This window comes from Azospira sp. MPR-LB4 (genome assembly GCF_058809525.1).
Genome location: NZ_CM179521.1, coordinates 1,301,006 through 1,327,061, shown reverse-complemented (window position 1 = coordinate 1,327,061; position 26,056 = coordinate 1,301,006). Strand labels below are relative to the sequence as shown.

General features: G+C 63.7%; 21 protein-coding genes. 14 read left to right on the top strand and 7 right to left on the bottom strand.

The features are described 5' to 3' along the window. The first annotated feature begins 1 nt into the window (after nucleotide 1). The 6 genes from glcF to AC3QLZ_RS06010 all read left to right on the top strand — a co-directional run bounded on the left by glcF (nucleotide 2) and on the right by AC3QLZ_RS06010 (nucleotide 4,483). Nucleotides 2-1,264, top strand: a complete 1,263-nt coding sequence (gene glcF, locus AC3QLZ_RS06035) for a glycolate oxidase subunit GlcF (protein WP_492783494.1) — start codon at nucleotides 2-4, stop codon at nucleotides 1,262-1,264. 6 nt (nucleotides 1,265-1,270) lie between these two features. Next, a complete protein-coding gene (locus AC3QLZ_RS06030) occupies nucleotides 1,271-2,167 on the top strand; it encodes an HDOD domain-containing protein (protein WP_014238421.1) in 897 nt (298 codons plus the stop codon). A gap of 61 nt (nucleotides 2,168-2,228) precedes the next feature. Further along, a complete protein-coding gene (locus tag AC3QLZ_RS06025; RefSeq protein ID WP_014238420.1) occupies nucleotides 2,229-2,540 on the top strand; it encodes a hypothetical protein in 312 nt (103 codons plus the stop codon). A 21-nt stretch (nucleotides 2,541-2,561) separates the two neighbouring features. Beyond that, nucleotides 2,562-3,302 carry a PP2C family protein-serine/threonine phosphatase gene (locus AC3QLZ_RS06020; RefSeq protein ID WP_492783493.1) on the top strand — a complete coding sequence of 247 codons (741 nt, stop codon included), beginning with the start codon at nucleotides 2,562-2,564 and terminating at the stop codon, nucleotides 3,300-3,302. 68 nt (nucleotides 3,303-3,370) lie between these two features. After that, nucleotides 3,371-3,937 carry a hypothetical protein gene (locus AC3QLZ_RS06015; protein WP_492783492.1) on the top strand — a complete coding sequence of 189 codons (567 nt, stop codon included), beginning with the start codon at nucleotides 3,371-3,373 and terminating at the stop codon, nucleotides 3,935-3,937. Between the two features lie 135 nt (nucleotides 3,938-4,072). Next, complete coding sequence (locus AC3QLZ_RS06010; protein ID WP_014238417.1) at nucleotides 4,073-4,483, top strand: hypothetical protein; 411 nt, start codon at nucleotides 4,073-4,075, stop codon at nucleotides 4,481-4,483. A gap of 83 nt (nucleotides 4,484-4,566) precedes the next feature. On the opposite strand, the gene AC3QLZ_RS06005 is transcribed toward AC3QLZ_RS06010, so the two are convergent. Together AC3QLZ_RS06005 and AC3QLZ_RS06000 are read right to left on the bottom strand one after the other, a co-directional pair. Beyond that, a complete protein-coding gene (locus AC3QLZ_RS06005; protein ID WP_492783491.1) occupies nucleotides 4,567-5,706 on the bottom strand; it encodes a methyltransferase in 1,140 nt (379 codons plus the stop codon). Nucleotides 5,707-5,812: 106 nt separating this feature from the next. Then, nucleotides 5,813-7,237 carry a DEAD/DEAH box helicase gene (locus AC3QLZ_RS06000; protein WP_492783490.1) on the bottom strand — a complete coding sequence of 475 codons (1,425 nt, stop codon included), beginning with the start codon at nucleotides 7,235-7,237 and terminating at the stop codon, nucleotides 5,813-5,815. Between the two features lie 344 nt (nucleotides 7,238-7,581). Here AC3QLZ_RS06000 and AC3QLZ_RS05995 point away from each other — a divergent pair, with 344 nt between their 5' ends. After that, entirely contained in the window at nucleotides 7,582-8,154 is a 573-nt protein-coding gene (locus AC3QLZ_RS05995; protein WP_492783489.1) for a GIY-YIG nuclease family protein, read from the top strand. A 208-nt stretch (nucleotides 8,155-8,362) separates the two neighbouring features. Here the strand turns inward: AC3QLZ_RS05995 and AC3QLZ_RS05990 are convergent, their stop codons facing one another. The 3 genes from AC3QLZ_RS05990 to AC3QLZ_RS05980 are packed head-to-tail and all read right to left on the bottom strand — an operon-like array spanning nucleotide 8,363 to nucleotide 10,611. After that, nucleotides 8,363-9,094 carry a hypothetical protein gene (locus AC3QLZ_RS05990; RefSeq protein WP_014237851.1) on the bottom strand — a complete coding sequence of 244 codons (732 nt, stop codon included), beginning with the start codon at nucleotides 9,092-9,094 and terminating at the stop codon, nucleotides 8,363-8,365. A gap of 27 nt (nucleotides 9,095-9,121) precedes the next feature. After that, nucleotides 9,122-10,288: a site-specific DNA-methyltransferase gene (locus AC3QLZ_RS05985; protein ID WP_492783488.1), complete on the bottom strand. Its 1,167-nt coding sequence runs from the start codon at nucleotides 10,286-10,288 to the stop codon at nucleotides 9,122-9,124. After that, nucleotides 10,285-10,611, bottom strand: coding sequence for a hypothetical protein (locus AC3QLZ_RS05980; RefSeq protein WP_014237849.1), 327 nt, complete (start codon nucleotides 10,609-10,611; stop codon nucleotides 10,285-10,287). Before AC3QLZ_RS05980 ends, AC3QLZ_RS05985 begins: the two co-directional genes overlap by 4 nt. Before the next feature lie 162 nt (nucleotides 10,612-10,773). Here AC3QLZ_RS05980 and AC3QLZ_RS05975 point away from each other — a divergent pair, with 162 nt between their 5' ends. Further along, entirely contained in the window at nucleotides 10,774-11,793 is a 1,020-nt protein-coding gene (locus AC3QLZ_RS05975) for an IS1595 family transposase (protein WP_014237848.1), read from the top strand. A 59-nt stretch (nucleotides 11,794-11,852) separates the two neighbouring features. Here AC3QLZ_RS05975 and AC3QLZ_RS05970 read toward each other — a convergent pair whose 3' ends face one another. Further along, on the bottom strand, nucleotides 11,853-12,302 hold the full coding sequence (locus AC3QLZ_RS05970; protein ID WP_014237847.1) for a hypothetical protein: 450 nt from the start codon (nucleotides 12,300-12,302) through the stop codon (nucleotides 11,853-11,855). A gap of 225 nt (nucleotides 12,303-12,527) precedes the next feature. On the opposite strand from AC3QLZ_RS05970, the gene AC3QLZ_RS05965 reads away from it, so the two are divergent. Then, complete coding sequence (locus AC3QLZ_RS05965) at nucleotides 12,528-13,604, top strand: toll/interleukin-1 receptor domain-containing protein (protein ID WP_492783487.1); 1,077 nt, start codon at nucleotides 12,528-12,530, stop codon at nucleotides 13,602-13,604. 133 nt (nucleotides 13,605-13,737) lie between these two features. Here the strand turns inward: AC3QLZ_RS05965 and glnE are convergent, their stop codons facing one another. Continuing rightward, entirely contained in the window at nucleotides 13,738-16,521 is a 2,784-nt protein-coding gene (glnE, locus tag AC3QLZ_RS05960; protein ID WP_205230782.1) for a bifunctional [glutamate--ammonia ligase]-adenylyl-L-tyrosine phosphorylase/[glutamate--ammonia-ligase] adenylyltransferase, read from the bottom strand. Nucleotides 16,522-16,679: 158 nt separating this feature from the next. On the opposite strand from glnE, the gene AC3QLZ_RS05955 reads away from it, so the two are divergent. The 5 genes from AC3QLZ_RS05955 (at nucleotide 16,680) to AC3QLZ_RS05935 (ending at nucleotide 25,698) form a co-directional block, all read left to right on the top strand. Then, nucleotides 16,680-20,657 (top strand): YhdP family protein, encoded by a 3,978-nt coding sequence (locus AC3QLZ_RS05955; protein ID WP_492783486.1) that lies wholly within the window; start codon nucleotides 16,680-16,682, stop codon nucleotides 20,655-20,657. Beyond that, nucleotides 20,638-21,471: a carbon-nitrogen hydrolase family protein gene (locus tag AC3QLZ_RS05950; protein WP_014238411.1), complete on the top strand. Its 834-nt coding sequence runs from the start codon at nucleotides 20,638-20,640 to the stop codon at nucleotides 21,469-21,471. The genes AC3QLZ_RS05955 and AC3QLZ_RS05950 overlap by 20 nt, the downstream gene beginning before the upstream one ends. A gap of 99 nt (nucleotides 21,472-21,570) precedes the next feature. Continuing rightward, entirely contained in the window at nucleotides 21,571-23,010 is a 1,440-nt protein-coding gene (gene tldD, locus AC3QLZ_RS05945; RefSeq protein ID WP_416243989.1) for a metalloprotease TldD, read from the top strand. 213 nt (nucleotides 23,011-23,223) lie between these two features. Beyond that, complete coding sequence (locus AC3QLZ_RS05940; RefSeq protein WP_492783485.1) at nucleotides 23,224-23,727, top strand: hypothetical protein; 504 nt, start codon at nucleotides 23,224-23,226, stop codon at nucleotides 23,725-23,727. Between the two features lie 1,593 nt (nucleotides 23,728-25,320). Beyond that, entirely contained in the window at nucleotides 25,321-25,698 is a 378-nt protein-coding gene (locus tag AC3QLZ_RS05935) for a hypothetical protein (RefSeq protein WP_492783484.1), read from the top strand. Nucleotides 25,699-26,056: the final 358 nt, after the last annotated feature.

The window sequence follows — 26,056 nt, the reverse complement described above, 5'->3', positions numbered from 1 at the left end:
GATGCAGACCCAACTCGCCGATTTCATCAAGGACACGCCGGCCGGCAAGGAGGCGGACGCCATCCTGCGCACCTGCGTGCACTGCGGCTTCTGTACCGCCACCTGCCCCACCTACCAGCTGCTGGGGGACGAGCTGGACGGCCCCCGGGGCCGCATCTACCTGATCAAGCAGGTGCTGGAGGGCGGCCCGGTGACCGAGCGCACCCGCCTGCACCTGGATCGCTGCCTCACCTGCCGCTCCTGCGAGACCACCTGTCCCTCCGGCGTGAAGTACCACCGCCTGCTGGACATCGGCCGCCAGGTGGTGGAGGAACGGGTGCCCCGGGGCGGCCTGGAAGCCCTCACCCGCCTGGCCCTCAAGGAGGTGCTGCCGCGGCCCTGGCTGTTCAACCCGGCGGTGGCCGTGGGCAAGGTGTTGAAGCCCTTCCTGCCCTCCGTCCTCGGCGACAAGATTCCCGCGGCCGCCGGCGGGCCGGCCAAGCCCCGGCCCACGGCGGTGCGCCAGCGCAAGGTGCTGGCCCTGGCCGGCTGCGTGCAGCCCGGCCTGGCGCCCAACATCAACGCCGCCGCGGCCCGGGTGCTGGACCGCCTGGGCATCCAGATGATCGAGGAGCAAAAGGCCGGCTGCTGCGGCGCCCTGCGCTTCCACCTCAATGCCCAGGAGGCGGCCCTGGACGACATGCGGCGCAACATCGACGCCTGGTGGCCCCACGTCGAGGCCGGGGCCGAGGCCATCCTCATGACCGCCTCCGGCTGCGGCGCCCACGTCAAGGAATACGGCCACCTGCTGCAGGACGATCCGGCCTATGCCGCCAAGGCGGCCCGCATCGCCGAACTGACCAAGGACGCGGCCGAGCTGGTGCTGGCCCACAAGGAAGCCCTGCTGCCCCTGCTGGCCCACCAGCCGGCGGCCGGGCGCAAGGTGGCCTTTCACTCGCCCTGCACCCTGCAGCACGGCCAGGGCATCCGCGGCGTGGTGGAGGAGCTGCTGGCCGCCGCCGGCTTCACCCTCACCCCGGTGGCCGACAGCCACCTGTGCTGCGGCTCGGCGGGCACCTACTCGATCCTGCAGCCGGAACTGTCCAAGCAGCTGCGGGACAACAAGCTTTCGGCCCTCGGCGCCGGCCTGCCGGAAGTGATCGCCACCGCCAACATCGGCTGTCTCACCCACCTGCAGAGCGGCGGCGCACCTAGGGGGACTCCTAGTGCCGTGCCGGTGCGGCACTGGGTAGAATTGCTGGAAGAGCAATTACCCCAGACTTAAGGCCCCATGACCTCCTCTGCCTCCGCCGCCGCAACGGTCGAATCCGTCCCTGAAAGCCGTCTGCAAAAGGACGAGAAGACGCTGCAGCGGCTGCTGTCCCAGGGCGTCAAGCTGCCGCCCCAGCCCAAGGTGGTGGAGGAACTGGAGCGGCTGCTGCGCAGCGACGAGGCGGACCTGCGGGCCCTGGCCAGGGTCATTTCCCAGGATGCGGGCATTACCGCCATGCTGTTCAAGGCGGTGCAGTCCTCCGCCTACCGCCAGCACCAGCCCTTCGACAACCTGGAGAAAATCCTCCAGGCCATCGGCCTCAAGCAGACCCTCAACCTGGTGCAGGCCATCGCCCTCATGGGCGCCAACAAGGTTTCCAAGCACCGCAAGGCCTACGAGCGCTTCTGGAGCCGCTCCCAGACCATCGCCCAGCTGGCCATGCTGATCGCCGACGAGCGGGTCATGGTGTGCAACGTCTTCCCCGACCAGGCCTACCTGGCCGGCATCTTCCACGACTGCGGCGTGCCCCTGCTGATGGAGCGTTTCCCCTCCTATTGCCGGGCCATGCACCTGGAGGAGAACGACACCTGGATCGACCTGCTGGAGGAGGACAAGAAATACCAGGCGGACCACTGCGTCGTCGGCTATTTCGTGGCCCGCCACTGGCACCTGCCCGAGTTCATCTGCGAGGCCATCCGCTTCCACCACGACCTGCCCCAGCTGGTGCCGGGCGACTCCCGCAGCCTGGCGGCCATCATCCAGCTGGCCATCCACGCCTACCACCAGTATCTGCACCTGGACGACCCGGACTGGGGCCGGGTGGTGGAGGACGTGCAGGAGGAACTGGGCATCCATGCCGACGACCTGCCCGAATACCTGGACGTGCTGCTGGAGCGCTTTCAGCACCAATCCTGACTCGGGGCCGGCCCCGGCGCTATAATCGTCCGGAAAAACCATCCCCTGAAGGACAGCACCCTTGAATACGGCCACCTTTATCGACGCCAACGGTCAGGAACGCCCCGACCGCCGCGGCAACAGCAAACTGCGCAATGTATTCGACGCGGTGTATGTGCAGATCGAACCCTTCTTCGACCCCAAGAACACCTGGGGCGGCCACTCCCTGGAACACCTGGCCTTCCGCGTGGTGCGTGACAGCCACCCGGAACTGACCCAGCAGGAAGTGCATCAGGTCATCGTCGCCGCCACCCGGGTCTTCCACAGCCGCAATCCCCACATGGCGGGCAAGGTGCCCAGCGCCGAGGAAATCAAGGACAAGCTGCTCGGCTAGGCACGGCCCCGGGAGCCTCTCATGGCGCTGACCCTGGATGCCTGCGTCGCCCAGCATCAGGGCGACCGCAAGGAACAGCAGGACCGGGTGGGGCTGATGGCCCATCCCCGGCTCAAGGGCACGGTGCTGGCAGTGCTGGCCGACGGCATGGGCGGCCACACCGGCGGCGCCCTGGCGGCCGAGCAGGTGGTGCATACCGCCCAGAACAACTTCTCCAGCTACGCCCCCAAGGATGAGGCCGCCGGCGACCTGCTGCGCACCGCCATCCACGAGGCCCACCTGCTGATCCGCACCAGCCGCTTCCTCAACGAGAAGGACCCCCACAGCACCGCCGTCATGCTGGTGCTGGAGCCCGGCGGCGCCACCTGGGCCCACTGCGGCGACTCCCGCCTCTACCACTACCGGGGCGACCGGCTGCTGCAGCACAGCGCCGACCATTCCTACGTCGAGCATCTGGTGCGGGCCGGCAAGATCACGCCGGAGCAGGCCCTGATCCACCCCAACCGCAATGTCCTGCTCACCTCCCTGGGCGACAAGGACGATCCCAAGATCGACGTGGGCCAGGCCGAAGTGCAGCCCGGCGACAGCTTCCTGCTCTGCTCCGACGGCCTCTGGGCCTATTTCTCCGACGCCGAGATCGGCGGCGTGCTGGCCGCCTTCCCGGCCCGGGAAGCGGCGGAAATCCTCATCAACCGGGCCCGCCAGCGCTGCCAGGGGGAGGGCGACAACTGCTCCCTGGCCATCCTCCGCCTGCTGCCCTGAGCCGTCCGCCGCCAGGCCGCTGGCATGGAAATCGCAAATGCATGGCCGTCTTCCCCCCGGAGCCGGTCATGAACATCGCTTCCCTCAACAGACTCTACGCAACCTACAGCACCGCCTCGGCCACGCCCGTAAAGGCCGCCGCCACTGACGGCAGCAGCACTGCCACCCAGACGGCGGCCGCCAGCAACCTGCCCCAGGAGTTGCCGCCCCTGGAGTGCCCCACGCCCGCATCGGTGGCCGCCGCCAAGGAAAAGTTTGCCGCCAATGCGGCAGAGAAGTTCCGCCAGGCCGGCATCCAGGTGCCGCCCGAGCCCGTGCTGACGCCGGACCGCATGGGCTACGTCAGCGTCGCCAACGACCATCCGGACAAGGCCAGGATCGAGCAGTTGTTCCATGAAGACACGGAGCTGCGGGACCAGTTCGCCGAGGTGGCTTCCGGCGAAGAGATGCTTCATGCCGTTCAGGGTTACGAGGACTACGCCGCCCGCTATGCCGCGCTGCAGGGCAATCCCTCGGCCCAGGCCGCCCTGGTGGAAGCCCGCATCGCCTACAACAACCAGAGTTTCTACATCACCCTCAAGGGCGACGGCGGCACCGAGACCTTCTTCGGCGGCCTGCAGGGAGTGTCGGCCTGAGCTTTGGCGGTGGCCGGCTGTCACCGCTTCATCAGCATTTTTTGATATTGATTCTGGCATCCCGGGTCGCGGCGGCCTAGATTGAAGGCAGGGAATCGCCGTGTCTTGCCAACCCCTCTGTGGAAGGAGCCAATCATGAAAACACCGACCCTCTGTGCCGTTTCCGCCCTCCTGGGCGCCCTGCTGCTGCCCGGCCTGGCCCAGGCCGCCGATACCGCCAAACAGGCGGCGCCGGCCAAGCAGGAGCAGATTTACGGCAGCCAGCTGATGACGCCCCAGGAACGCCGCGAACACCGGGCCAAGATGCGCAGCGCCAAGACCGCCGAGGAGCGGGAAAAGGTGCGCCTGGAACACCACGAGGCCATGCAGGCCCGGGCCAAGGAAAAAGGCGTGACCCTGCCCGAGGTGCCGCCGGCCCGGGGCGGCGGCATGGGCCCGGGAGGTGGCATGGGTCCCGGTGGCGGTGGGATGGGGCCCGGCGGTGGCGGCATGGGTCCGGGCGGTGGGGGTATGGGCCCCGGCGGCATGCGCAACGCCAATCCCTGAAACAGTCTCACCTCAAGACAAGGGCCGCGTCACGACGCGGCCCTTTTGCGTTGACCGGCCCGGGGCGGGCCCTGCTGCCGGCGCTAAGCGGCCCGCAGGCGCCACAGGGAGGTGACTTCGGCGGCCCGGGCGGCGTGCAGGGGATCGTCGGCGTCCCGGGTCTTGCCGTGGCTGGGGCGGATGTCGTGGCGGGCCGCCACTTCCAGGCCGGCGGCGGCGATCCAGTCGAGCAGCTGCTGGCGGGAGCGCAGGCCCAGGTGCTCGGCCAGGTCGGAGATGATCAGCCAGCCTTCGCCGCCGGGCGCCAGATGGTCCTTGAGGCCGGCCAGGAAGCCGCGCAGCATGCGGCTGTCCGGGTCGAAGACGGCGTATTCGATGGGGGAGCTGGGCTTGGCCGGCACCCAGGGCGGGTTGCACACCACCAGGGGCGCCCGCCCCTCGGGAAAGAGGTCCCGCTGCTGCAGTTCCACCCGGGCGGAGAGGTCCAGGCGTTCCAGGTTTTCCCGGGCGCAGGCCAGGGCCCGCGGGTCCATATCCGTCGCCACCACCCTGGCCAGGCCCCGCTTGGCCAGCAGGGCGGCGATGACGCCGGTGCCGGTGCCGATGTCGAAGGCCAGCTCCGAGGCAGGAAGGGGGGCCTGGGCCAGCAGTTCCAGGTATTCGCCGCGCAGGGGCGAGAAGACGCCGTAATGGGGGTGGATGGCGGCGCCCAGGGCCGGGATGGAGACGCCCTTGCGGCGCCATTCGTGGGCGCCCACCAGGGCCTGCAGTTCCCGCAGGCTGACGACGAAGGGCTCCCTGGCCGGGCCGTAGGCCTCAGTGCAGGCGGCGCTGAAATCCGGCGCCCGGCGCAGGTTCACCCGGTAGTCGGCGTCCACGGCGATGAGCAGCATGGCCAGGATGCGGGCCCGCTGGCCCTGGGCCTGGCGGTGCAGATGGAAGGCTTCGGTGAGTGAGGCCGGCTTGCTGGCCTTGCCTTTGCCCTTGGGCTGCTTGCGCTCGATGCGCCGGGCCAGGGCCTGCAGCAGCTGGCGGCCGTTGTGGAAGTCGCCGCGCCAGAGCAGGGCCGTGCCCTCGCAGGCCAGGCGGTAGGCCTGGTCGGCGTTGAGGGTGTCGTTGGCCACCAGCACCCGCTTCGGCGGCGGCAGCCCGGCCTCGGAGCGCCACAGGGCGGTGTGGTCGGTGCCGTCTTCGCTCCAGCGGATCATCGGTGCGTCGCTCATGCTTGCTTTCTTGGCCGGCCCCGTGGGCGGCCCGCTCGGTTGATTCGGATGCCGGGAGTAAAAAAGGCCACCGGGAGGTGGCCTTTTTGCTGCCCGCAGGCTTGCCTTACTTGCGCCCCAGGCCGCCCAGGAGGGCCGCCACCATGGGCTTCTTCGGCTTGTGGGGATCGGGCTTGCCGACCGGGGTGTGGGCCGCTTCCTCCTTGCTCGGCACCGTGGCCGGGGCGGCCTTGGGCTCGTAGGGCTTGGAGAAGTCGAAGCCGTCCTTGGCGATCATGTTGTTGCGCTTCACCGGGGGCTTGCTGCGGCCGGCCACGGGCTGGGACGGGGCGTGGGTCTCGTGGGCCCGGCGCTTCTTGCCGCTGCCGGGGGGATATTCGTAATCCATCTCCGGCTCGAAGCCGGCCACGGCCACCTGCTCGATCTGCATCTTGATCAGCTTTTCGATATCCGCCAGATAGCCGACCTCGTGGGCGCAGACCAGGGAAATGGCGTTGCCCTGGCGGCCGGCGCGGCCGGTGCGGCCGATGCGGTGCACGTAGTCTTCCGGCGTGTGGGGCAGCTCGAAGTTGATGACGTAGGGCAGGTGGTCGATGTCCAGGCCGCGGGCCGCCACGTCGGTGGCCACCAGCACCTTGCAGCCGCCGTTCTTGAAGGCGTCCAGGGCCTTGATGCGCTCGTTCTGGGACTTGTCGCCGTGGATGGAGTCGGCGGCGATGCCGGCCCGCTCCAGTTCCCGGGCCAGACGGCCGCAGCCCTGCTTGGTGCGCATGAAGACCAGGGTCTGGGTGATTTCGCCGGAGCGCAGCAGCTTGATCAGCAGGTCCTTCTTGCGCGTCTCGGCCACCGGGTGCACCCGGTGGGTGATGGTGTCGTTCACCTGGTTGCGCCGCGCTACTTCCACCAGGATCGGCGACTGCAGCATGGTGTCGGCCAGGCGCTGGATCTCGTTGGAGAAGGTGGCGGAGAAGAGCAGGCTCTGCCGGGTCTTCGGCAGCATGTTGAGGATGCGCTGGATGTCGGGGATGAAGCCCATGTCCAGCATGCGGTCGGCCTCATCCAGCACCAGGGCCTGGACCTGATTGAAGGAGACGCTCTTCTGTTCCACGTGGTCCAGCAGGCGGCCCGGAGTGGCGACGACGAACTCCACGCCCTTCTTCATCTCGGCGATCTGGGGCTTGATATCCACGCCGCCGAAGAGGCAGATGGAGCGGAAGTGGGTGTGCTTGGTGTAGGACTTCACCGACTCATACACCTGCAGCGCCAATTCCCGGGTGGGGGCCAGCATCAGGGCGCGCACCGGGTGCTTGGCCGGCGACGGGCTGGCCGTATCGAGGTGCAGCAGGCGCTGGATCAGGGGCAGGGTGAAGGCGGCGGTCTTGCCGGTACCGGTCTGGGCGCAGGCCTTGAGGTCCTTGCCCTGCAGGACCAGGGGAATGGCCTGCTGCTGAATCGGGGTTGCTTCGGCGTAACCCATCTCGGTCACGGCCTTAAGAATTTCGGGCGCCAGGCCCAGTTCGTCAAAACGCAAAGGGGGCGTCTCCGCAGAAAAGTAAATGTGGCATCAAGGACATAGGGCCGGGATTATACACCCATGCGAGCCGGAGGCCGGAATGGGGGAAATGGGTCGTTTGCGGCGACCGGCCTGGGAGGCAGGCGGGATGCGCTTCTCCGGAATGGCATGTCCGGGAGGGGCGTGGGGATTGGGTTGCAGGGCAGGGGTCTGGGGCGATTCGGGGATGGCTGGTGGCCGGGTTGATGCCCAGGTTTTCCGGGGAGGGAAAGTTGCAGTGCTTTGACTTAGTCACTCGACATAGGTTGAACGGCTGATTATGCTCATGGCCTGAAATTCATACTGGTGAGTCAGGAAAATTCATGCTTATTCGAAACTATGGTTTGCTCTGGGAAAGGAAATATGTGTTCTGGGGGCGCGGCAGTAACAGAGGTCATTTACATGGCTATCGGCGCCCAAGCGATGATGGCGCAGACTTTCGCGACCAAATTGGCATTTATGTCCTCTACGACAAAGACCTTAATGCCATTTACGTTGGTCAAGCCGGAAGTGGAGAAACTCGGTTATTTCATCGTCTTAAACAACACACGAATGATCACCTGTGGAATCGATGGGAATATTTTTCGTGGTTTGGATTTCGACGAGTCAATGGAAGTGGGGCTCTCTCTGAACACGATCATCCAGACAAACTGTTCAAATCTGATGGCTCCATCTTATTAAATGAGCTGGAGGGCGTATTGCTATCTATTCTGGAACCTAAGCTCAACAAGCAAGGGCCGCGGTGGAAAGATGTTGAAGAGTTTTATCAGTGGGTTGACGAAAATTTGGAAGAGCGTCAAGTAGGCGAGGTACTTAAGCGCATAGATGATTTGGAAAAAAAGATCGAGTTGCTACAGCACAATATCCGGAATTATGTAGCAGCCGCACAAAGCTGAATTTTGTGCCTTCTACCGCCATGTCGCCCACCGCCAAATAGAAACGCCGCGCAATGGCTTCGTGCAGTCGGGCTCCAATTGCCCGAGGCGAACACCATTGAACGGCGAAGTTTCAGTGTGCTTATTGCTGCGGGCACTGTCAACGTCAACGCATTTAGTCACCCGCTGGCATCGGTGGCTCCTCCCGCAACTCGAACATCTCGCTTTCTTATGGTGTTGCTATGCCAAACATAGCCTGGCTCATACCCAAATAGTCAAGACCAGCGCAGATGGGGGTGATGGCGCGATACCACGCGTTATCTTGGTCAGTACGGCTCACGCCAATTGTTTCCAATAGCTCACGGCTCGCGCCACCAACGATGTAGCCGATCAGCTCACCCTTCTCCAACTCATCCTCAAAGATGCGTACCGCCGGTCCGCTCTCTTGGGGAATATCGCACGGGCGAAGGTAGAAGATAACTTGCCAGTACCAATCGCGGGGAGGTTCGGCAGGTTTGTTTGCCGAGGTATACCAGCCGTAGATGGATAGCTTCTTTACGATCTTATCCGGTGGCGCAAGTCGATAGCAGAACGATGAACGAACCTCTATTGTTTGCGTACTTCCCGGCTTATTTAATTCAAGATCGTATGGATCTGGATGCTCAAAGCCGTCCGTCCGGGTCTTATCGTATTCATTTACCGAAAATGACAATCCCAATTGAGCTATGCGCTGATTAAGCAGTTCGGCTACCGCAGCATCAGCCAGTTTTCCCGCAATAATCCGATTACGGATAACGTGCGGAGGCCGGCGGATGCCCCCCGGGTTATGAACATTGATGAAGTTAACCTTGGCGTCTGCGACTGCACTTGCTGCTTTTATATCGTTAGCATCAAAGACCACCTCAATTATAACGTGATCCTTGTCGCCTTCGCACTTCCACTTCTTAGCTGAGAACTTCACCTGACCCCCTGTGGTACTGGAATGGCATTATGCTAGCAGGGTTTTCACCCTCTTCGCTACCGTTTGTTTCTGTTGTACAGGTTGGTTCAGATCGTTGAACTGGTAGTGCACATCTGGGAAGAATGCATTAAGTCGGTGACGCATTAGCGTCACCGCAAGCTCTGATACGTCAATACCAATCCATTTACGGCCAAGCTTCTGTGCCGCATGCGTTGAGGTGCCACAGCCAGCAAAAGGGTCAAGTACCACGTCTCCCTCATTACTACTGGCACCTATGATTCTCTCCAGCAAGGACAATGGTTTCTGTGTTGGGTAGCCCATCCGCTCTGCCGCCGCATGGGAAAGCGGGGGAATGTCGGTCCATAGTCCAGGGCACGGAGTGCCCTTCTGCTCATGCAAATAGCGCTTGAGGTACGGGCGTCCCGTGGTACTCCAAGTAAGACGATTCTCCTGATCTAGTGCCTCCACCTTTTCTCTCACCAGACGCCAGCCCCACTCAGGACGATAGCCTTTGTATTCATACGCTAGATTGGGACGTGGCCCCATCGAGGCCGTACGTATGATTTCATGGAGTCGGTAGCGTCCGCGTTCATCCTCAAATCGGTAGAACTTTCGCACGTACTCTGGATCGTGGGGAAGATACACAGGATTCCAAGTAAAGCCTTTGCCTGCGTAGAACAACAGAGTGTCATGGATATGCGCCCATTTCTTACTGTCATTGTGGCTGCTGGTGCGCTTCCAGACGATCTCATTGCGGAAATTATCCGCACCAAATATTAGGTCAAGCACAACTCGCAAGTAACTGCTGGCTGATGTATCGCAATGTAGATACAAGCTACCAGCAGGTTTTAGAACTCGCTTCAACTCCAGCAGCCGTACGCTCATCATCACCAGATAGGCAGCCAAGCTATTAAAACGAAGCCCCTGCGTTATCGCCCCCAATAGCGCGCCAAGCTCAACGTGACGAGTTTGAATATCCAGTAACGTTTCTGCCGTCTCGGCTGTCCACGTCCAAGTATCCACAAATGCCATAACACGCAAGCTGCCTTGTCCATTTCCCGATGGATTAGCAGATACGTAATCGTAGTCCGCGTTTGACGCAAATGGCGGGTCAAGATAGATCAGATCAACGCTATTGGAGGCCACGCTATTCCGCAAGACTTGCAAATTATCACCTAGGTAAAGCTGATTCATGGCAGGACATCCTTGGTAGTTGCGCTTCTTGCCTTCTTGTCGATGAACATATCCGGCTGCTTGGTGCCACCGAACTTCCCTTTGGCCGCTCCGCCGCGTTCTTTCTTCGGCGTTAGCTCCAGCTGTGACAGCGGCCCCTTGAAATCAACTTCACGCCTCGCCATTTCCGCAATCAGTGTCACCACGATGGCCCAGTGGTCGGGCACATGGCCGTCTTTTGCGTAATTGGTGAAGGTGTTGGCGTGGGTGCAGACCAGCCGGGAAAAGCCGCGAATGCTTAACCGCGCACGTCCCAAGCAATCAACGAAATCGTCGTAGGTCATTCTGAATACCCATTAACAGATACCTAAAGCATAGTAAACAAAAGTATGTAAGTCAATAAATATTTTAATTCGCTGACGACAACAAATTAATTTGTGTTTTCTTGACTTCAGCATGCTGTGGCATATAATTAACACATAGATATATGTGTATTGAGGTGGCCCATGTCCCAGCACTTCCTCCTGTCAGCAAAAGCCCGGACGCTCTCCTTGAAGCGGCTGTTCGACATGAGCGATGCGGAAGCCTTTGACCTGTTCAAGGAACTGCGCTGGGGTGAAGGGGAAGAAGTGGCGTGCCCGTGCTGTGGCTCGGTGGCAAAGCACTACTTCATCGCCACCCGCCGCCAATGGCGCTGCCGGGACTGCAAGCACACCTTCTCGGTGACCTCCGGGACGATCTTCGCCTTCCACAAGCTGCCGTTGAAGACCTACCTGATCGCCATTGGCATCTTCACCAATGCCGCCAAGGGCATTTCCGCCCTGCAATTGGGCCGCGACCTGGATGTGCAGTACAAGACGGCCTTTGTCCTGGCTCACAAGATCCGGGAATCCCTGATGGAGCACCGGGACGAATCGGCCCTGGCCGGCGAGGTGCACATGGATGGGGCCTACGTGAATGGGCATATCCGCCCGAAGAACAAGAAGGTGGATCGCATTGACCGCCGCCTGGCGGTGAATCAGCGCCCGGACAAGCGTTGCGTGTTTGTGATGCGACAGAAGGTGGAAGTGGAGGGCAACGAAATCCGGGGTGCCAACAAAACCCTGTCCTTCGTCATCAAGGCCGAGAATCAGGCCGATGTATCCAAGCTGGCGGCAGCCTTCGTGTCCCAGGGCGCCGTGATCTGCGCGGACGAATCCAACGCCTACGATCCCCTGCATGCCAAGTTCCAGACCCGGCGGGTGAACCACAGCCAGGAATACCGGGCCGACGATGGCACGACCAACAACCTGGCCGAGTCTTATTTCAGCCGCTTCCGCCGCATGCAGTACGGTCAGGTGCACAAGTTCGGGAACCTCTACCTGGCCAACTACGCCAACGAGGCCGCTTACCGGGAAGACACCCGGCGGGAGTCCAACGGGACCATCTTCATGGACATCGTGAAGAAGTGCGCCCGGACCCGGACGCACCATGACTGGTGTGGTTACTGGCAGGGCAACCGGCGCACTGAGGAACGGCTGATGTAACAACTAGCCATTCGACTAAGCGAGCAACCAACGCTCGCCAAGTCGCTGGTTATAGCCTCTTAAGCCAGTTTCCAGAAGGTGGTCAGGCCATCCCGGTCCTTCCCCGCTTCCACGACGAAACCCCGGTCCTTGAGGCGGCGCAGGGTGCCCGACAGGGTGCGTTGCAGGGAGCCACGTAGTTTCTGAGAATCTTCCCATCCCTTTTGCTCAATGATCTGTGCAGCCAGCAGGGCGGTGGTGAGAGGCTGTTCGGACACGCGCAGCAGATCAAGAACCAGGGTGTGGCTTTCTCCCTGTTTGAAGTGTTTGAAGCCACCGGCTTTGGCGCCACGCACGCGCTTTACGCCAATCCCCGCCAGGTTGAAGTCCGGGGCGAATATCTTGATGCTGGCATTGAGGTTTGCCAGGTCTGCACCGAGTCGGCTAATCTCTTTCCGATGGAATTCCACCAGCCCGGCCAGTTCAGCCCGCTTCTCTACCAGGGCCGACACCACATGCGGTTGCGCCATTTCTTGCTCCTGTCCTTCAATTTGACAGGCCGATTCTAGGCGCTCAGGTCAGCAGGGGCTTTGTGCGGCTGCTACATAATTCCGACAATATCTAACCATTTTGTCGAGAAGGGTAGTCCAAAACTTCGCGTTTGGTTTCTTGTCTTCGGCACCCGCAACTCCTCACGTCAAACGTTAGCCGCCATCAGCACTTCGCCATATCCATCTCAAGGGAGATAGCAAAGAATGACCGACAGCACAGATTCAATTGACAAACCCAAGGGAACTGCCAATCCGCTGATATTCATCAGCCACGACACGAGAGACGGTGACCTCGCGGAAGCGTTCAGTAAGTTGCTTAAGAGTGTCAGTGCTGGAATGCTTAAATCATTCCGATCGTCCGATAAGAAAGGCACTGAAGGAATCGAATTTGGCGATGAGTGGTACAAGGCTCTTATGGCAAAACTACACTCCGCGTCAGATGTAGTGTGTCTGCTTACTGAGCGTAGCCTGGAACGCCCGTGGATACTCTACGAGGCAGGGGTGGCGAAAGGAAAGCTTGATACCCCGGTGCATGGGCTTGCACTCGGAGTGCCGTTAAGCCGAGTTAGTACAGGACCGTTCTACCAATTTCAAAACAGCGACGATAGCGAAGATCTTCTTTCAAAGTTGACACTTCAACTGTGTCGCCGCGTTCCGGGATTGGAACCCGATGCAGATGTGGTAAAGGCGCAGGTTCAAATATTCAAGGCGACTGCTGGCGAGATACTGAAGAGCCTTGGAACAGCGAAAAAACCAGAGAAGAAGGAATCTATCGAGGAAGGCGCCGTCGCAAAGGTGCTGGAAGAAATGAAGTTACTCGTTCGAGAACTGCCCATCCGCCTAGAGCAGAGGATGGTTGATGGTCCAGATCGTTTTCGCCCACGCCGCCCGCGCCGATTTCATCCGATGATGGTTGATGAAATGTCTCACATGATTGCCCACCGCCCGGACGATCCTGTGGGAATTCTCTTAATTGCTGGCTTTCTGCGTGATGATTTTCCGTGGCTTTACGAAATTGGCATGGAGGCCTACAGGGTTGCAAAGGCAGGTTCTTCCGAAGCTACGCACGATGCATTGCGCACGTTTCGAGATGCTTGCGAGGTAACCATGCGAGGGCCATTCCTCGATGAACTTGGCCTGTCGAGTAAGGATGCCCACATGATGTTCAGGGAGCTACCGATGATCGTAGATCACTACATGCATCGAATACTCGACAACAAACCAATTCGGAAACGCCCTCGTGCGCCGAAGAGCGATGAGCCACAAACCAATAGCGGCTAACCTATCAATTGAGAGAATTTCGCACGAAAAGCCGCGCGAGATTCTCTCATTTAGGCGTCGGCACCTCCCCGGAGCCGCCGGATTCCCGGCGGCTTTTTCATTTCGGGCCCGCGGAATCTGCCGCCTCTAGCCCTTACCCCTTGAACACTTCCTCCCACAACGCCCGTACCGCGGCGATGCGCTCCGCCACCGACTCCCTGGCCACCCGGCTCTTGGGGCTGCCGTTGAGGCGTTTGGCGTGTTGCAGGCGGCGGTAGTCGCGGTAGGCGTTTTGCACCGGCTCGGCCAGGGCGGCGGGGATCAGGCCGAGGCGGGCGGCGATGCCGAGGAGGGCGATGTTGCCCAGGTTGCCGGTGAGTTCCGGGTGCTCGTGGGCGTGGCCCAGCACCAGGTACTGGATGATGAATTCCACGTCGATGATGCCGCCCGGGTCCTGCTTGATGTCGAATTCGCCCCGGGCCACGGTTTCGGCATCCGAGGCGTTGGCGTCGATCATCTTCTGGCGCATGGCCAGCACTTCTTCCTTGAGCTTGGCCCGGTCCCGGGGCTGGCGCAGGATTTCCTCCCGGATGGCGTCGAAGCCCCGGCCCACGTCCGCGTCGCCGGCGACGAAGCGGGCCCGGGTGAGGGCCTGGTGTTCCCACACCCAGGCGCTGTGCAGCTGGTATTCGCGGAAGGAGGCGAGGGAGGAGACCATGAGGCCGGAATCGCCGTTGGGGCGCAGGCGCAGGTCGGTCTCGAAGAGCAGGCCGGCGGGGGTCTGGGAGGATAGCCAGGTGTTTACCCGCTGGGCCAGGCGGGCGTAGACCTCTTCGGCCTCCTGGGCGGTGTCCTTCTTTTCGTCGAAGAGGAAGATGATGTCCAGGTCCGAGGCGTAGCCCAGCTCCTTGCCCCCCAGCTTGCCGTAGCCGATGACGGCGAAGACGGGCTCTTCCCGGTGCCGGGTCTTCAGCTTGCCCCAGCACAGGCGCACCGTCTCGGCCACCATGATGTCGGCCAGTTCGGTCAGGTGGTCGGAGATTTTCTCGATGCTGTGCAGGCCGGCCAGGTCCTGGGCCAGCAGGCGGAAGACCTGGGCGTGGTGCATTTCCCGCAGCAGGTCCATTTCCCGTTCCGTGTCGCCGGCGCATTCGTCCAGGGCCCGGCGCAGTTCGCGGCGGAAGCGCTGCCAGTCGGTGGCCACTTCCAGCAGGCGCGGGTCCAGCAGTTCATCCAGCAGGATGGGGTGGCGGGTCAGGTATTCGGCGGCCCAGCTGGAGCCGCCGATGAGTTCGGCCACCTTCTTCAGGGCCTGGGGATACTGCTGCAACAGGGCCAGATAGGCGCCGCGGCGGCCGATGGCCTCGAGGAAGGCGAGGCAGCGGGAGAGGGTCAGGTCCGGCGTCGGCGTCGCCGCGGCGGCTTCGATCAGGCGCGGGCCCAGGGCGTCCATGCGTTCCCGGTTGCTGGCGGGCAGCTGCTGGTAGCGGGCGCCGTCGCGGAAGGCCTGCAGCCGTTCCAGGGAGTCCTGCACGTCGGCAAAGCCGAGGCCGGCGAATTTTTCCTGGGCGCCGTCGCATTCCAGGGCGCCCTGCCACAGGGCGGTGAGGGTCTCGCTCTGGGAGCTGGGGGCCTCCGGTTCGGCAAAGACGGCCTCGAAGTGCAGGGAGACCCGCTGGCGATGGCCGTCGAGCACGGCCAGCAGGGCCGGGTAGTCGGGAAAGCCCATGGATCGGGCGATGCGGGCCTGGCCCTCCGCATCTTCAGGCAGGCTGTGGGTCTGCTGGTCGGCCACGTATTGCAGGCGGTGTTCCAGGCGGCGCAGGAAGTCGTAGGCGGTGCTCAGCTCGTCCACCGCCTCCTGGGCCATCAGGCCCCGTTCCGGCAGCAGGGCCAGGACCTGCAGGGTGGGGCGGATCTGCAGGGCGGTGTCGCGGCCGCCGCGGATCAGCTGGAAGACCTGGGCGATGAACTCGATTTCCCGGATGCCGCCGGGGCCCAGCTTGACGTGGTTGGCCATGTCCTTGCGCGCCACCTCGCGGCGGATCTGGGCGTGCAGGTCGCGCATGGCGTTGATGGCGCCGAAGTCCAGGTACTTGCGGAAGACGAAGGGGCGGCCGGTCTGGCTCAGCACCGGGCCCCAGTTGTTCACGTCGTTGGCGCCGGCGTTCATGACCCGGGCCTTGATCCAGGCGTAGCGTTCCCACTCCCGGCCCTGGGTGATGAAATAGTTTTCCAGGGCGTCCAGGCTGCACACCAGGGGGCCGGAATCGCCGTTGGGGCGCAGGCGCATGTCCACGCGGAAGACCTGGCCGTCGGCGGTGAGGTCTCCCAGGGCGATGATGAGGCGCTTGCCCAGGCGGTGGAAGAAGTCGTAGTTGTCCACCTGGCCGCCGCCGTCGGCGCGGCCGGCGGTCTGGCCTTCTTCCGGATAGACAAAGATGTAGTCCACATCGGAGGAGACGTTCAGCTCCCGTCCGCCCAGCTTGCCCATGCCCACCACCAGCAGGCGCTGGGGCCGGCCCTGGCTGTCCAGGGGTTCGCCGTACTGCTGCACCAGGCTGCGGTGCACGAAGTCCAGGGCGAAGTTGGTGGTGATGTCGGCCAGCAGGGTCATGGTTTCCACCACCTCCTGCAGGGGCGCGGCGGCGGCCAGGTCGCGGATGATGAGATGGGCCATGACCCGCTGGCGCAGGCGCCGCAGCACCGGTTTCAGGGCTTCCTCGTCGGCCGGGGCGGCCTGGGCGATCCACTCCTCCAGATCGGCGGCGGTGAGGGGGCGCTGCCAGGATTCGGCCAGGATCGGCACCAGTTCGCCGCGGCAGGAGAGCAGCTGGCGCAGGTAGGCACTGTGGTCCAGGGCTGGTTGCCAGGCGGCGGGAAAAGTCGTGTCGGCGGCGGGGGCGGGAGCGGCGTTATTGTTGGAATCGTTATTCATCAGGGAATCATCCGGTTATATCCGGGGTTTCCGGGGGTGGCTGGGTTAAAATCCACCCCTTCGCCCAGAACTTGCCATTGTAGTGACCCGCCCAATACCTTTGCAAAGCGCCGCCGCCATCGTTGCCGCCGCCTCCGCCCTGTTGCCGGTCGAGGCCCATGACTGATTCCGTCCTGCGGTCGGCCCTTTACCACCGCCTGCACGCTCTCCTGCCCTTCCTCGTCAGCCCCCGGGCGCGCCAGTTCTGGCGCCGCGCCGGCCGCCTGGCCCTGGTGGCGGGGGTGGTGGTCTATTTCGTCTTCGCCTTCCTGGTGCTGGCCCTGCGCTACTGGGTGCTGCCCAACGTGGGCAACTACCGGGCCGACATTGAACAGGCGGTGAGCCAGGCCGTCGGCCTGCCGGTCACCATCGGCCACATCGATGCCGGCTGGCGCGGCCTGCGCCCCGAGCTGACCCTGGCCGATGTGCGGGTGGCCGACAGGCAGGGCTATCCGGCCCTGGCCTTCGAGCGTGTGGAGAGCGTGCTCTCCTGGTGGAGCGTGCCCCACCTCTCGCCCCGCCTGCACCTGCTGGAAATCAGCGAGCCGACCCTGCTGGTGCGGCGCCTCGCCGACGGCCGCTTCGAGGTGGCCGGCATTCCCCTGGAAGACGGCAAGAGCGACGGCAGTGCCCTGCACTGGGTGCTGAGCCAGGAGCGCATCCACATCAAGGACGCCACCATCGTCTGGGAAGACCTGCAGCGGGGCGCCCCGCCCCTGACCCTGGAGGCGGTGAATTTCCTCCTGGAGAACCGGGGCCGCCGCCACCGTTTCGGCCTCTCTGCCCTGCCGCCGGCGGAGCTGGCTTCCCGCCTCGATCTGCGGGGTGACCTGCGGGGCTCCGATCCGCAGCAGCTGGAGGACTGGAGTGGCGAGCTGTACACCGAATTCGTGCACACCGACCTGGCGGCCTGGCAGGCCTGGGTCGATTACCCCGTTTCCCTGCCCCAGGGCAGTGGCGCCCTGCGCCTGTGGCTGGAGGTGGAAAAGGGCCTGCCGGTGGCGGCCACCGCCGACGTGGGCCTGCAGGACCTGCGCCTGAAGCTGGCCAAGGACCTGCCGGAACTGGACCTGCTGCGCCTGGCGGGCCGCATCAGCGGCGAGCGGCGCAACGGCGACACCCGCTTCTCCGGCAAGCGGGTCGGCCTTGCCACCCGGGACGGTACCAGCCTGGAACCCACGGATTTCGCCTTCTCCTGGCAGGAGGGCGGCCTTTTCTCCGACCGCCGCCGCGGCAGCGCCGCCGCCACCACCCTGGACCTGGGCGCCCTGGCGGCCCTGGCCGAGCACCTGCCCCTGGGGGCCGAGGTGCGCCAGTGGCTGAACGACTACGCCCCCCGGGGCCTGGTGCGGGACCTCAAGGCCAGCTGGACGGAAAACGAGGGCAAGCCCCAGGACTACAACCTCAAGGCCCGCTTCGACGGCCTCGGCATCAAGGCCAGCAGCCGCTTCCCGGGCTTTGCCGGCATGAGCGGCACGGTGGACGCCGGGGACCGGGGCGGCAGCCTCACCCTGCGCTCGGCCAAGGCCCAGCTGGAACTGCCCCAGGTCTTCCCCGATCCGCGCCTGGCGGTGGATGCCCTCAACAGCCAGGTCAGCTGGAAGATCGACGGCAGCCGCCTCGACGTCAGCCTGGACAGCCTCACCTTCAACGGCCCCGACGCCACCGGCTCGGCCCAGGGCACCTACCGCCTTAGCGGCGACGGCCCCGGCAGCATCGACCTCACCGCCGGCATCAGCAAGGCCGACGGCACCGCCGTCTGGCGCTACATGCCCAAGGTGGTGTCCCAGGACGCCCGGGACTGGCTGAAGAGCTCCATCACCGGCGGCACCGCCTCCGAAGCCAAGCTGGTGCTCAAGGGCGACCTGGCCCGCTTCCCCTTCCTCGACCCCAAGGACGGCCAGTTCCTGGTCACCGCCCGCATCAACGGCGCCACCCTGGAATACGCCTCCGGCTGGCCCCGCATCGACGACATCCAGGGCTCCCTGCGTTTCGAGGGCGCCCGCATGCTGATCGAAGCCAAGAGCGCCAAGCTGCTGGGGGCCCGCCTTTCCGGCGTCAAGGCTGAGATCGCCGACCTGGAGGCGCCGGAGGAGCTGCTCAGCATCACCGGCAAGGCCGAAGGCCCCACCGGCGAATTCCTCAAGTTCATCGACCAGAGCCCGGTGGGCGACAAGATCGACAACTTCACCGACGGCATGAAGGCTCAGGGCGAAGGCCGCCTCAACCTGCAGCTGGAACTGTTCCTGCGTCGCATGGCCGACAGCCGCATCAAGGGTGACTACGAATTCCTCAACAACCAGGTGACGGTGGAGCCGGGCCTGCCGCCCATCACCCAGGCCAACGGCCGCCTGCACTTCACCGACGCCGGCATCAGCGTCAAGGAAATCACCGGCCAGTTCCTCGGCGGCCCCATGAAGCTCTCCGCCAGCAACGAGGGCGACAAGGTGCTGGTCAATGCCTCCGGCAGCCTCACCGCCGCTGCCCTGCGCCGCCAGCTGGACCTGCCCCTGTTCGACAACGTCTCCGGCAGCGCCGCCTGGAAGGGCGAGGTGCGGGTGCGCAAGAAGACGGCGGAGCTGGTGGTTGATTCCGACCTCAAGGGCCTGGCCTCCAGCCTGCCCGAGCCCTTCAACAAGAGCGCCGCCGCCGCCCTGCCCCTGCACCTGGAGCGGGGCGCCCTGGCCGAAACCGCCCCCCGCAAGGGCGCGCCGGCCCCGGTGGCGAGGGAACAGGTGAAATTCACCCTGGGCAAGCTGGCCAGCGCCCACATCATCCGCCGCCGGGAAGCCGCCGGCCCGGTCACCGAGCGCGGCGCCATCGCCATCGGCGAAGGCCTCAGCCTGCCCGAGCGGGGCCTCGCCCTGACGGTGAGCCTGCCCAGCGTGGATGCGGATTTCTGGCGCAAGGCCCTGACTCCGGCCAACGGCAACGGCGCTAGCGCCAGTAGTGGCGGCAGCGCCACCGCCGGCGAGTCGGCGGCGCCCCTCTCCCTGGCGGTGCTGAAGACGCCCCTGCTGGACATCTCCGGGCGGCGCCTGCACGACGTCACCCTGAAGGCGGCGCCCGCCGGCAACAGCTGGCAGGTGGAGGTCAACGCCAAGGAAGCCGCCGGCCAGATCAACTGGGACGGCGCCGGCCAGGGCAGGGTCAAGGCCCGCCTCAAATACCTGACCCTGCCGGAAAGCACGCCCCAGCAGGAAGCCATGCAGCGCCTGGGCGAGGCCGAGAGCCAGGACGAACTGCCGGGCCTGGACATCGTTGCCGACAATTTCGTCCTGGGCAGCCGCCGCTTCGGCAAGCTCGAACTGCTGGCCCGCAACGAAGGCCGGGTGTGGCGCCTGGACAAGGTGCTGCTCTCCAGCCCGGACGGTTCCATCAACGGCAAGGGCCTGTGGCGCACCGATCCCCGGGGCGCCCACCGCACCGACGTGGAGTTCAGGCTGGAAGCGGGGGACGCCGGCAAGTACCTGGATCGCCTGGGTTTCCCCGGCACCCTCAAGCGGGGCAGCGCCACCCTGGCGGGCAAGCTGGCCTGGAACAACACGCCCACCACCCTGGACATTCCCAGCCTCTCCGGCGAGGTCAAGCTGACGGCGGAAAAGGGCCAGTTCGCCAAGGTGGAGCCGGGCATCGGCAAGCTCATCGGCCTGCTTTCCCTGCAGTCCCTGCCCCGGCGCATCACCCTGGATTTTCGCGATGTCTTCTCCGAAGGTTTCGCCTTCGACAATGTGGAGGGCACCTTCAAGGTGCAGAATGGTCTGATGAAGACCTCGGACCTCAGCATCGACGGTCCGGCGGCCAAGGTGGGCATCAAGGGCGACATCAACCTGGACAACGAAACCCAGAACCTGCGGGTGCGGGTGCAGCCGGCCCTGGGCAGCTCCGTGGCCCTGGGCACGGCGGCCCTGGTCAATCCGGTGGCCGGCGTGGCCGCCCTCATCGCCCAGAAAGTGCTGCAGAATCCGGTGGACCAGATTTTTGCTTTCGAATACGCCGTCACCGGCAGCTGGGAAGACCCCAAGGTGGAAAAAGTATCCGCCGCCAAAGCCGATAAATCCGAGAAGGCCAAGACCGATGAATCCGCCAAGCCCTGAGCGCCAGAAGACCGAAAATGCCCTGATCGCCGCCGTGCAGCTGGTGTCCGGCCCCCGGGTCGCCGACAACCTGGCGGCCGCCGCCCACGGTGTCGCCGAAGCGGCGGCCCAGGGCGCCCGCATCGTCGCCCTGCCCGAGTACTTCCCCATCATGGGCATGGCCGAGGGCGACAAGGTCAAGGTGCGGGAAGCCGACGGCCACGGCCCGATCCAGGAATTCCTCGCCGCCACGGCAAAGCAGCACGGCATCTGGCTCATCGGCGGCTCCATTCCCCTGGAGGCGAAGGACGCGGCCAAGGTGATGAATTCCACCGTGGTCTACGACCCGGCCGGCCAGCGCGTGGCCCGCTACGACAAGATCCACCTGTTCGGCTTCCAGAAGGGCCTTGAGCGTTACGACGAGGCCGCCTCCATCGAGGCCGGCAGCGAGCCGGTGGCCTTCGACACGCCCTATGGCCGCATCGGTCTTTCCATCTGCTACGACCTGCGCTTCCCCGAGCTGTACCGCCGCCTGGCGCCGGTGGACCTGATCGTGGTGCCCGCCGCCTTCACCGAGACCACCGGCCGCGCCCACTGGGAAATCCTGCTGCGGGCCCGGGCCATCGAGAACCAGTGCTACGTGCTGGCCGTGGGCCAGGGCGGCAAGCACGAGAACGGCCGGGAGACCCACGGCAACAGCATGATCGTGGACCCCTGGGGCACCATCGTGGACCGCAAGCTGAAAGGCCCCGGCGTGGTCCTGGGCCTGCTCGACCACGGCTGCATCGCCGAGACCCGGGCCAACCTGCCGGCCCTCAAGCACCGGGTGCTGTGACGTATCCTCTATTCACGCAGAGCCAGGACTCGATCGCTAAAAACTCTGTGAACTCTGTGCCCTCTGTGGCAAAAGTTTTTTAAGGCTTTAGGTTTCCCCATGAGCAAGATCATCAAGCAAGCCGAATCCCTGTTGCTGACCCCCTACGGCCTGGACGACAAGCGCCTGTCCGAGGTATTCGGCCAGATCATGAAGAACGACGTGGATTACGCCGACCTCTACTTCCAGTACAGCCGGGCCGAGGCCTGGAGCCTGGAGGAGGGCATCGTCAAATCCGGCAGCTTCAACATCGACCAGGGCGTCGGCGTGCGCGCCATCTCCGGCGAGAAGACCGCCTTCGCCTACTCCGACGACATCAGCCGCAACGCCCTCGGCGACGCTGCCGCCGCCGTGCGCGCCATCGGCGCCGCCGGCCAGTCGGGCACGGCGCCCAAGCTGAAGGGTCGCAAGGGCCACGGCCTCTATCCGGCCCAGGACCCCATTCCCTCCCTGCAGGCCGCCGACAAGGTGAAGCTGCTGGAACGCCTGGAAGGCTACGCCCGGGCCATCGATTCCCGCGTCACCCAGGTCATGGCCTCCCTCGCCAGCGAATACGACGTGGTGCTGGTGGCCGGCAGCGACGGCCGCCTGGCCGCCGACGTGCGGCCCCTGGTGCGGGTCTCCGTCACCGTCATCGTGGACGGTGGCAAGGGCAAGCGGGAACAGGGCTCCGCCGGCGGCGGCGGCCGCTACGACTACGGCTACTTCAGCGAGGAAGTGCTCAAGCGCTACGCCGCCGAAGCCGTGCATCAGGCCGTCACCAACCTGGACGCCCGGCCCGCGCCGGCCGGCACCATGACCGTGGTGCTTGGCCCCGGCTGGCCCGGCATCCTGCTGCACGAAGCCATCGGCCACGGCCTCGAGGGCGATTTCAACCGCAAGGGCTCCTCCGCCTTCTCCGGCCGCATCGGCGAGCGGGTCGCCGCCAAGGGCGTCACCGTGGTGGACGACGGCACCCTGCCGGACCGCCGCGGCTCCCTCAACATCGACGACGAGGGCAACCCCACCCGCCGCACCGTGCTGATCGAGGACGGCATCCTCAAGGGCTACATGCAGGATTCCCTCAACGCCCGCCTCATGGGCGTCGAGCCCACCGGCAACGGCCGCCGCGAATCCTTCGCCCACCTGCCCCTGCCGCGCATGACCAACACCATCATGCTGGCCGGCGACAAGTCGCCGGAGGAAATCCTCAAGTCGGTGAAGAAGGGCATCTACGCCGTCAATTTCGGCGGCGGCCAGGTGGACATCACCAGCGGCAAGTTCGTCTTCTCCATGTCCGAAGCCTACATGGTGGAAAACGGCAAGATTCTCTACCCGGTGAAGGGCGCCACCCTCATCGGCAACGGCCCGGACGCCCTGACCCGGGTGAAGATGATCGGCAACGACCTGGGCCTGGACCCGGGTGTCGGCACCTGCGGCAAGGACGGCCAGTCCGTGCCCGTGGGCGTGGGCCAGCCCACCCTGCGCATCGACGGCCTCACCGTCGGCGGCACCGCCTGAGTACCCGGCCCGGGGTCGCGGGCGTTGTTGCGTCGCCTTGCCGTACTTGCGTACTGTCTGCGGCGACACGCCTGGCCCGCGGCCCCGGGCCTGACGCTCAGGCTGCGTCCCCGGGGTTCCGCCGCCTGGTGTTCGCCGGGCCGGTTCCGGAACCTGGGGGCCGGCCGTGGGGTCTCTCCCTGATCCCGGCCCCGTAATGGAGGAGAAAGCATCATGACCGTGCATCGCCGCCTATTCCCGCTCCTGCTGCCCCTGGCCCTGCTGGCCGGCTGCGCCAGCGCCCCTCCCGACGGCACCGCCACCCCCAAGCTGGCCCGCCTCACTCCCGAGCAGATGCAGCGCCTGGCGCCCGACACGCCCAAGCTGGGCTTCCCCGAACTGGTGGCCATGGCCAAGTCCGGCATGAAGGCCGACGCCATCATCGCCCGCCTCAAGGAAACCCAGTCCCGCCTCGACCCCACCCCCAGCCAGGTGCTGGACCTGACCCGCCAGGGTCTGCCGGTGGCGGTGCTCGACTACCTGCACGAATACCGGGAAAAGGCCCTGCGGGCCGATCTGGCCACCACCCTGACGGAAAAGGAACAGCAGAACGCCCGGGAGGTGGAGGCCGTGCGGCAGCAGGAGCGGCTGCGGGCCATGCCCTACTACGACCCCTTCTGGGGCCCGCGCTGGGGGCCCTACTACCGCCGGGGCGGGGGCGTCTATTACGGCTGGTGAGCCGGATTAGCGGGGTTTGAATTGGCCGGCGCACCGGGGTGCGCCAGGAGGCAGGAAGGACGGGCATTTCCGCCGGGGTATGGTGGAGATGGCCGTCCTTTTTGTTTGGTGGCGGGGTGGGGAGGCTTTGTTACTGGGGGATTGGTTGGGCGTGGACTGTTGATTTTGCGGCTGTGTTCCGCGCCTGACGCGCGGGTTACTTATTCTTGTCTCGCCAAGAACAAGTAACCAACAAGAAGGCGACCCTCACCCCCGGCCCTGCGGGCTCCCCTGCGCTGCTCAGTCGGACGGGGCGGCTGCGGAACTCGGCCCTTCGGGCCTCAAACAGTCCTCGCCGAAAGCCCCCCGCCCGCCTTGCGCTGCTCGGCGGGGGTGGAAGGGGATGGAAAACCGGTGGCGTAGCGAAGGTGGTCGCGCCGGTTGGGGCTGGGGGGTAGTTCTTTGGGATATGCGATTTGCAACTTTTGGTTGCGATTCTGGTGTCCTGTCGGTAAGTTTGAGGCTGTCCGGTTTCACGGATTTTTAGTGAGGCCAGTAAACGGAAGGTTTGCTGAACCCGCTGCGGGGCAATCGATTCGGCTGTCCGGTGTTCCAGGATGATATTGGACATTTTTTTCGTCTAATACTAGTTAGGCCTTAGTCACGATGCAGCATTCGTATCGATTCGAGATAGTCGATGGTCAGATTGCCAAGATTAATGAAGTATCTGAAGAGGTCCTTGGTGTCCTTAAACCCCGCGGTACGTCGATAGTTCAAGTTCTGCCCCTCGGCGGTCAGTTGGTTGTTCGAGAGGATTACTACGAATTTCCATATAAACAATCGAATGTTTACTGTGTAAGTGGTTCGTTCCAGCCAATTTGGAACGCAGAGCTTCCTTCTTGGAGAGATGCCTACGCAAACCCGGTGTTGCTCCTTGATGGGTGGCTGCATTGTGCGTCTTGGAATGGAATGAGTTGCACAATAGATCCAAGCTTTGGCCGAATTGTCAAAAAGGTGTTCACCAAATGATGGGCTGTCTGCCTAACACTACAGCCGAGAGGGGCAGCCACAAGCTACGCTTGTGGTTCCCTGCATTTCACTCCGGCTGCCCCTCACTTCCACGTTAGGCTCCAGATGTATCTTCTAATGGCCTTTGGTTGCTTTGCCATCTTCGAACTGTTCATCCCGAAGTCTGGGCGCACCTTGGTCAGCCCTCTCTTATGCAAACCAATCTCGCGACGCCTCGGTTGCGGTTGATGAAGTTCGTGTGGTCACAGCAGTTCCGATCGCTCAACGACAAAGCACTTTCCCGCTCGTGTGGTTTGGCCATGGCCGCTGAAATCGCACTGGTACTGACTTTCGCTGCGTTTATCGCGGGCGCCATATGACCCAGGTGGCTAACCCTCCAGTCAACACGGGCCTTGCGCATAAAACTGCGCAAGGCCGGTTACCCCCACGTTGGTCATCACTTTTTATCTCATCTCTACCTATCCAATGAAGCTCATTCGATATCTTGTAACTCCGTTAGCGTTCTCGTTATTGGTAGGAGCTGCCACTGCTCAAACCGGGCCTACGCCTGAGCAAGCGCCAAAGATCGCGGAGATTGCAGTAACCATGGTTCAGCAGGTCGACGGTTATCAACTCGACTATTCGCCAGAAAGCCTGAAAGCTGTTGATCGAATCCTGCTCAACCTGCATAACCAGGGGGTTTCTCCTCAATCGATTCAGAAAACTGTGATTAGCTTGGGTTGCTACGTGGGCGAGGTGATGGTTCGCAATCTTGGCTACAAATGGGATTTGCCATCCGAGACGGAAAGAGCAGTTGGTTTCTCAATGATCGGCGTCCGCGACAAGAAGGGGGGCTTCTCGAACCCGATAGGCAAGGTCTACAAGCGGGTGCAAAACGGCCAGGAAGATAGCGTTGTTTTCTTCTATGAAGTCTTTTCCAAAAGCATTGTCGACTCCGTAGAAGGTGCGAGTTCGGCCAAGTGATGCTGCGAAGCCCAACCCATCCTTCCACCGGACCTGCACGAAAAGCTGCGTAGGCCGGTAAAGTCAAACGTTGAACATTTGCTTTCCCCTGGCAATTACCGTTTCGGGTCGATAGCTGAATTCGGCAAGCGCCAATCCCGCCCTGTGCGGTGCCGAGCAACGGAGTTTTTGGCGGGAAATGGGCGAGCACAGTTTGAGGGCCTTTCGACCCGACCAACTGTCAACACTCGCAGCCCCCGCCGGAAGCGAGTAGCGCAGGGGACACCGCGTAGCGGGGCGCCAAACCGGGCTCGCCTTCTTGTTGGTTACTTATTCTTGGCGAGACAAGAACAAGTAACCCGCGCGTCAGGCGCGGAAC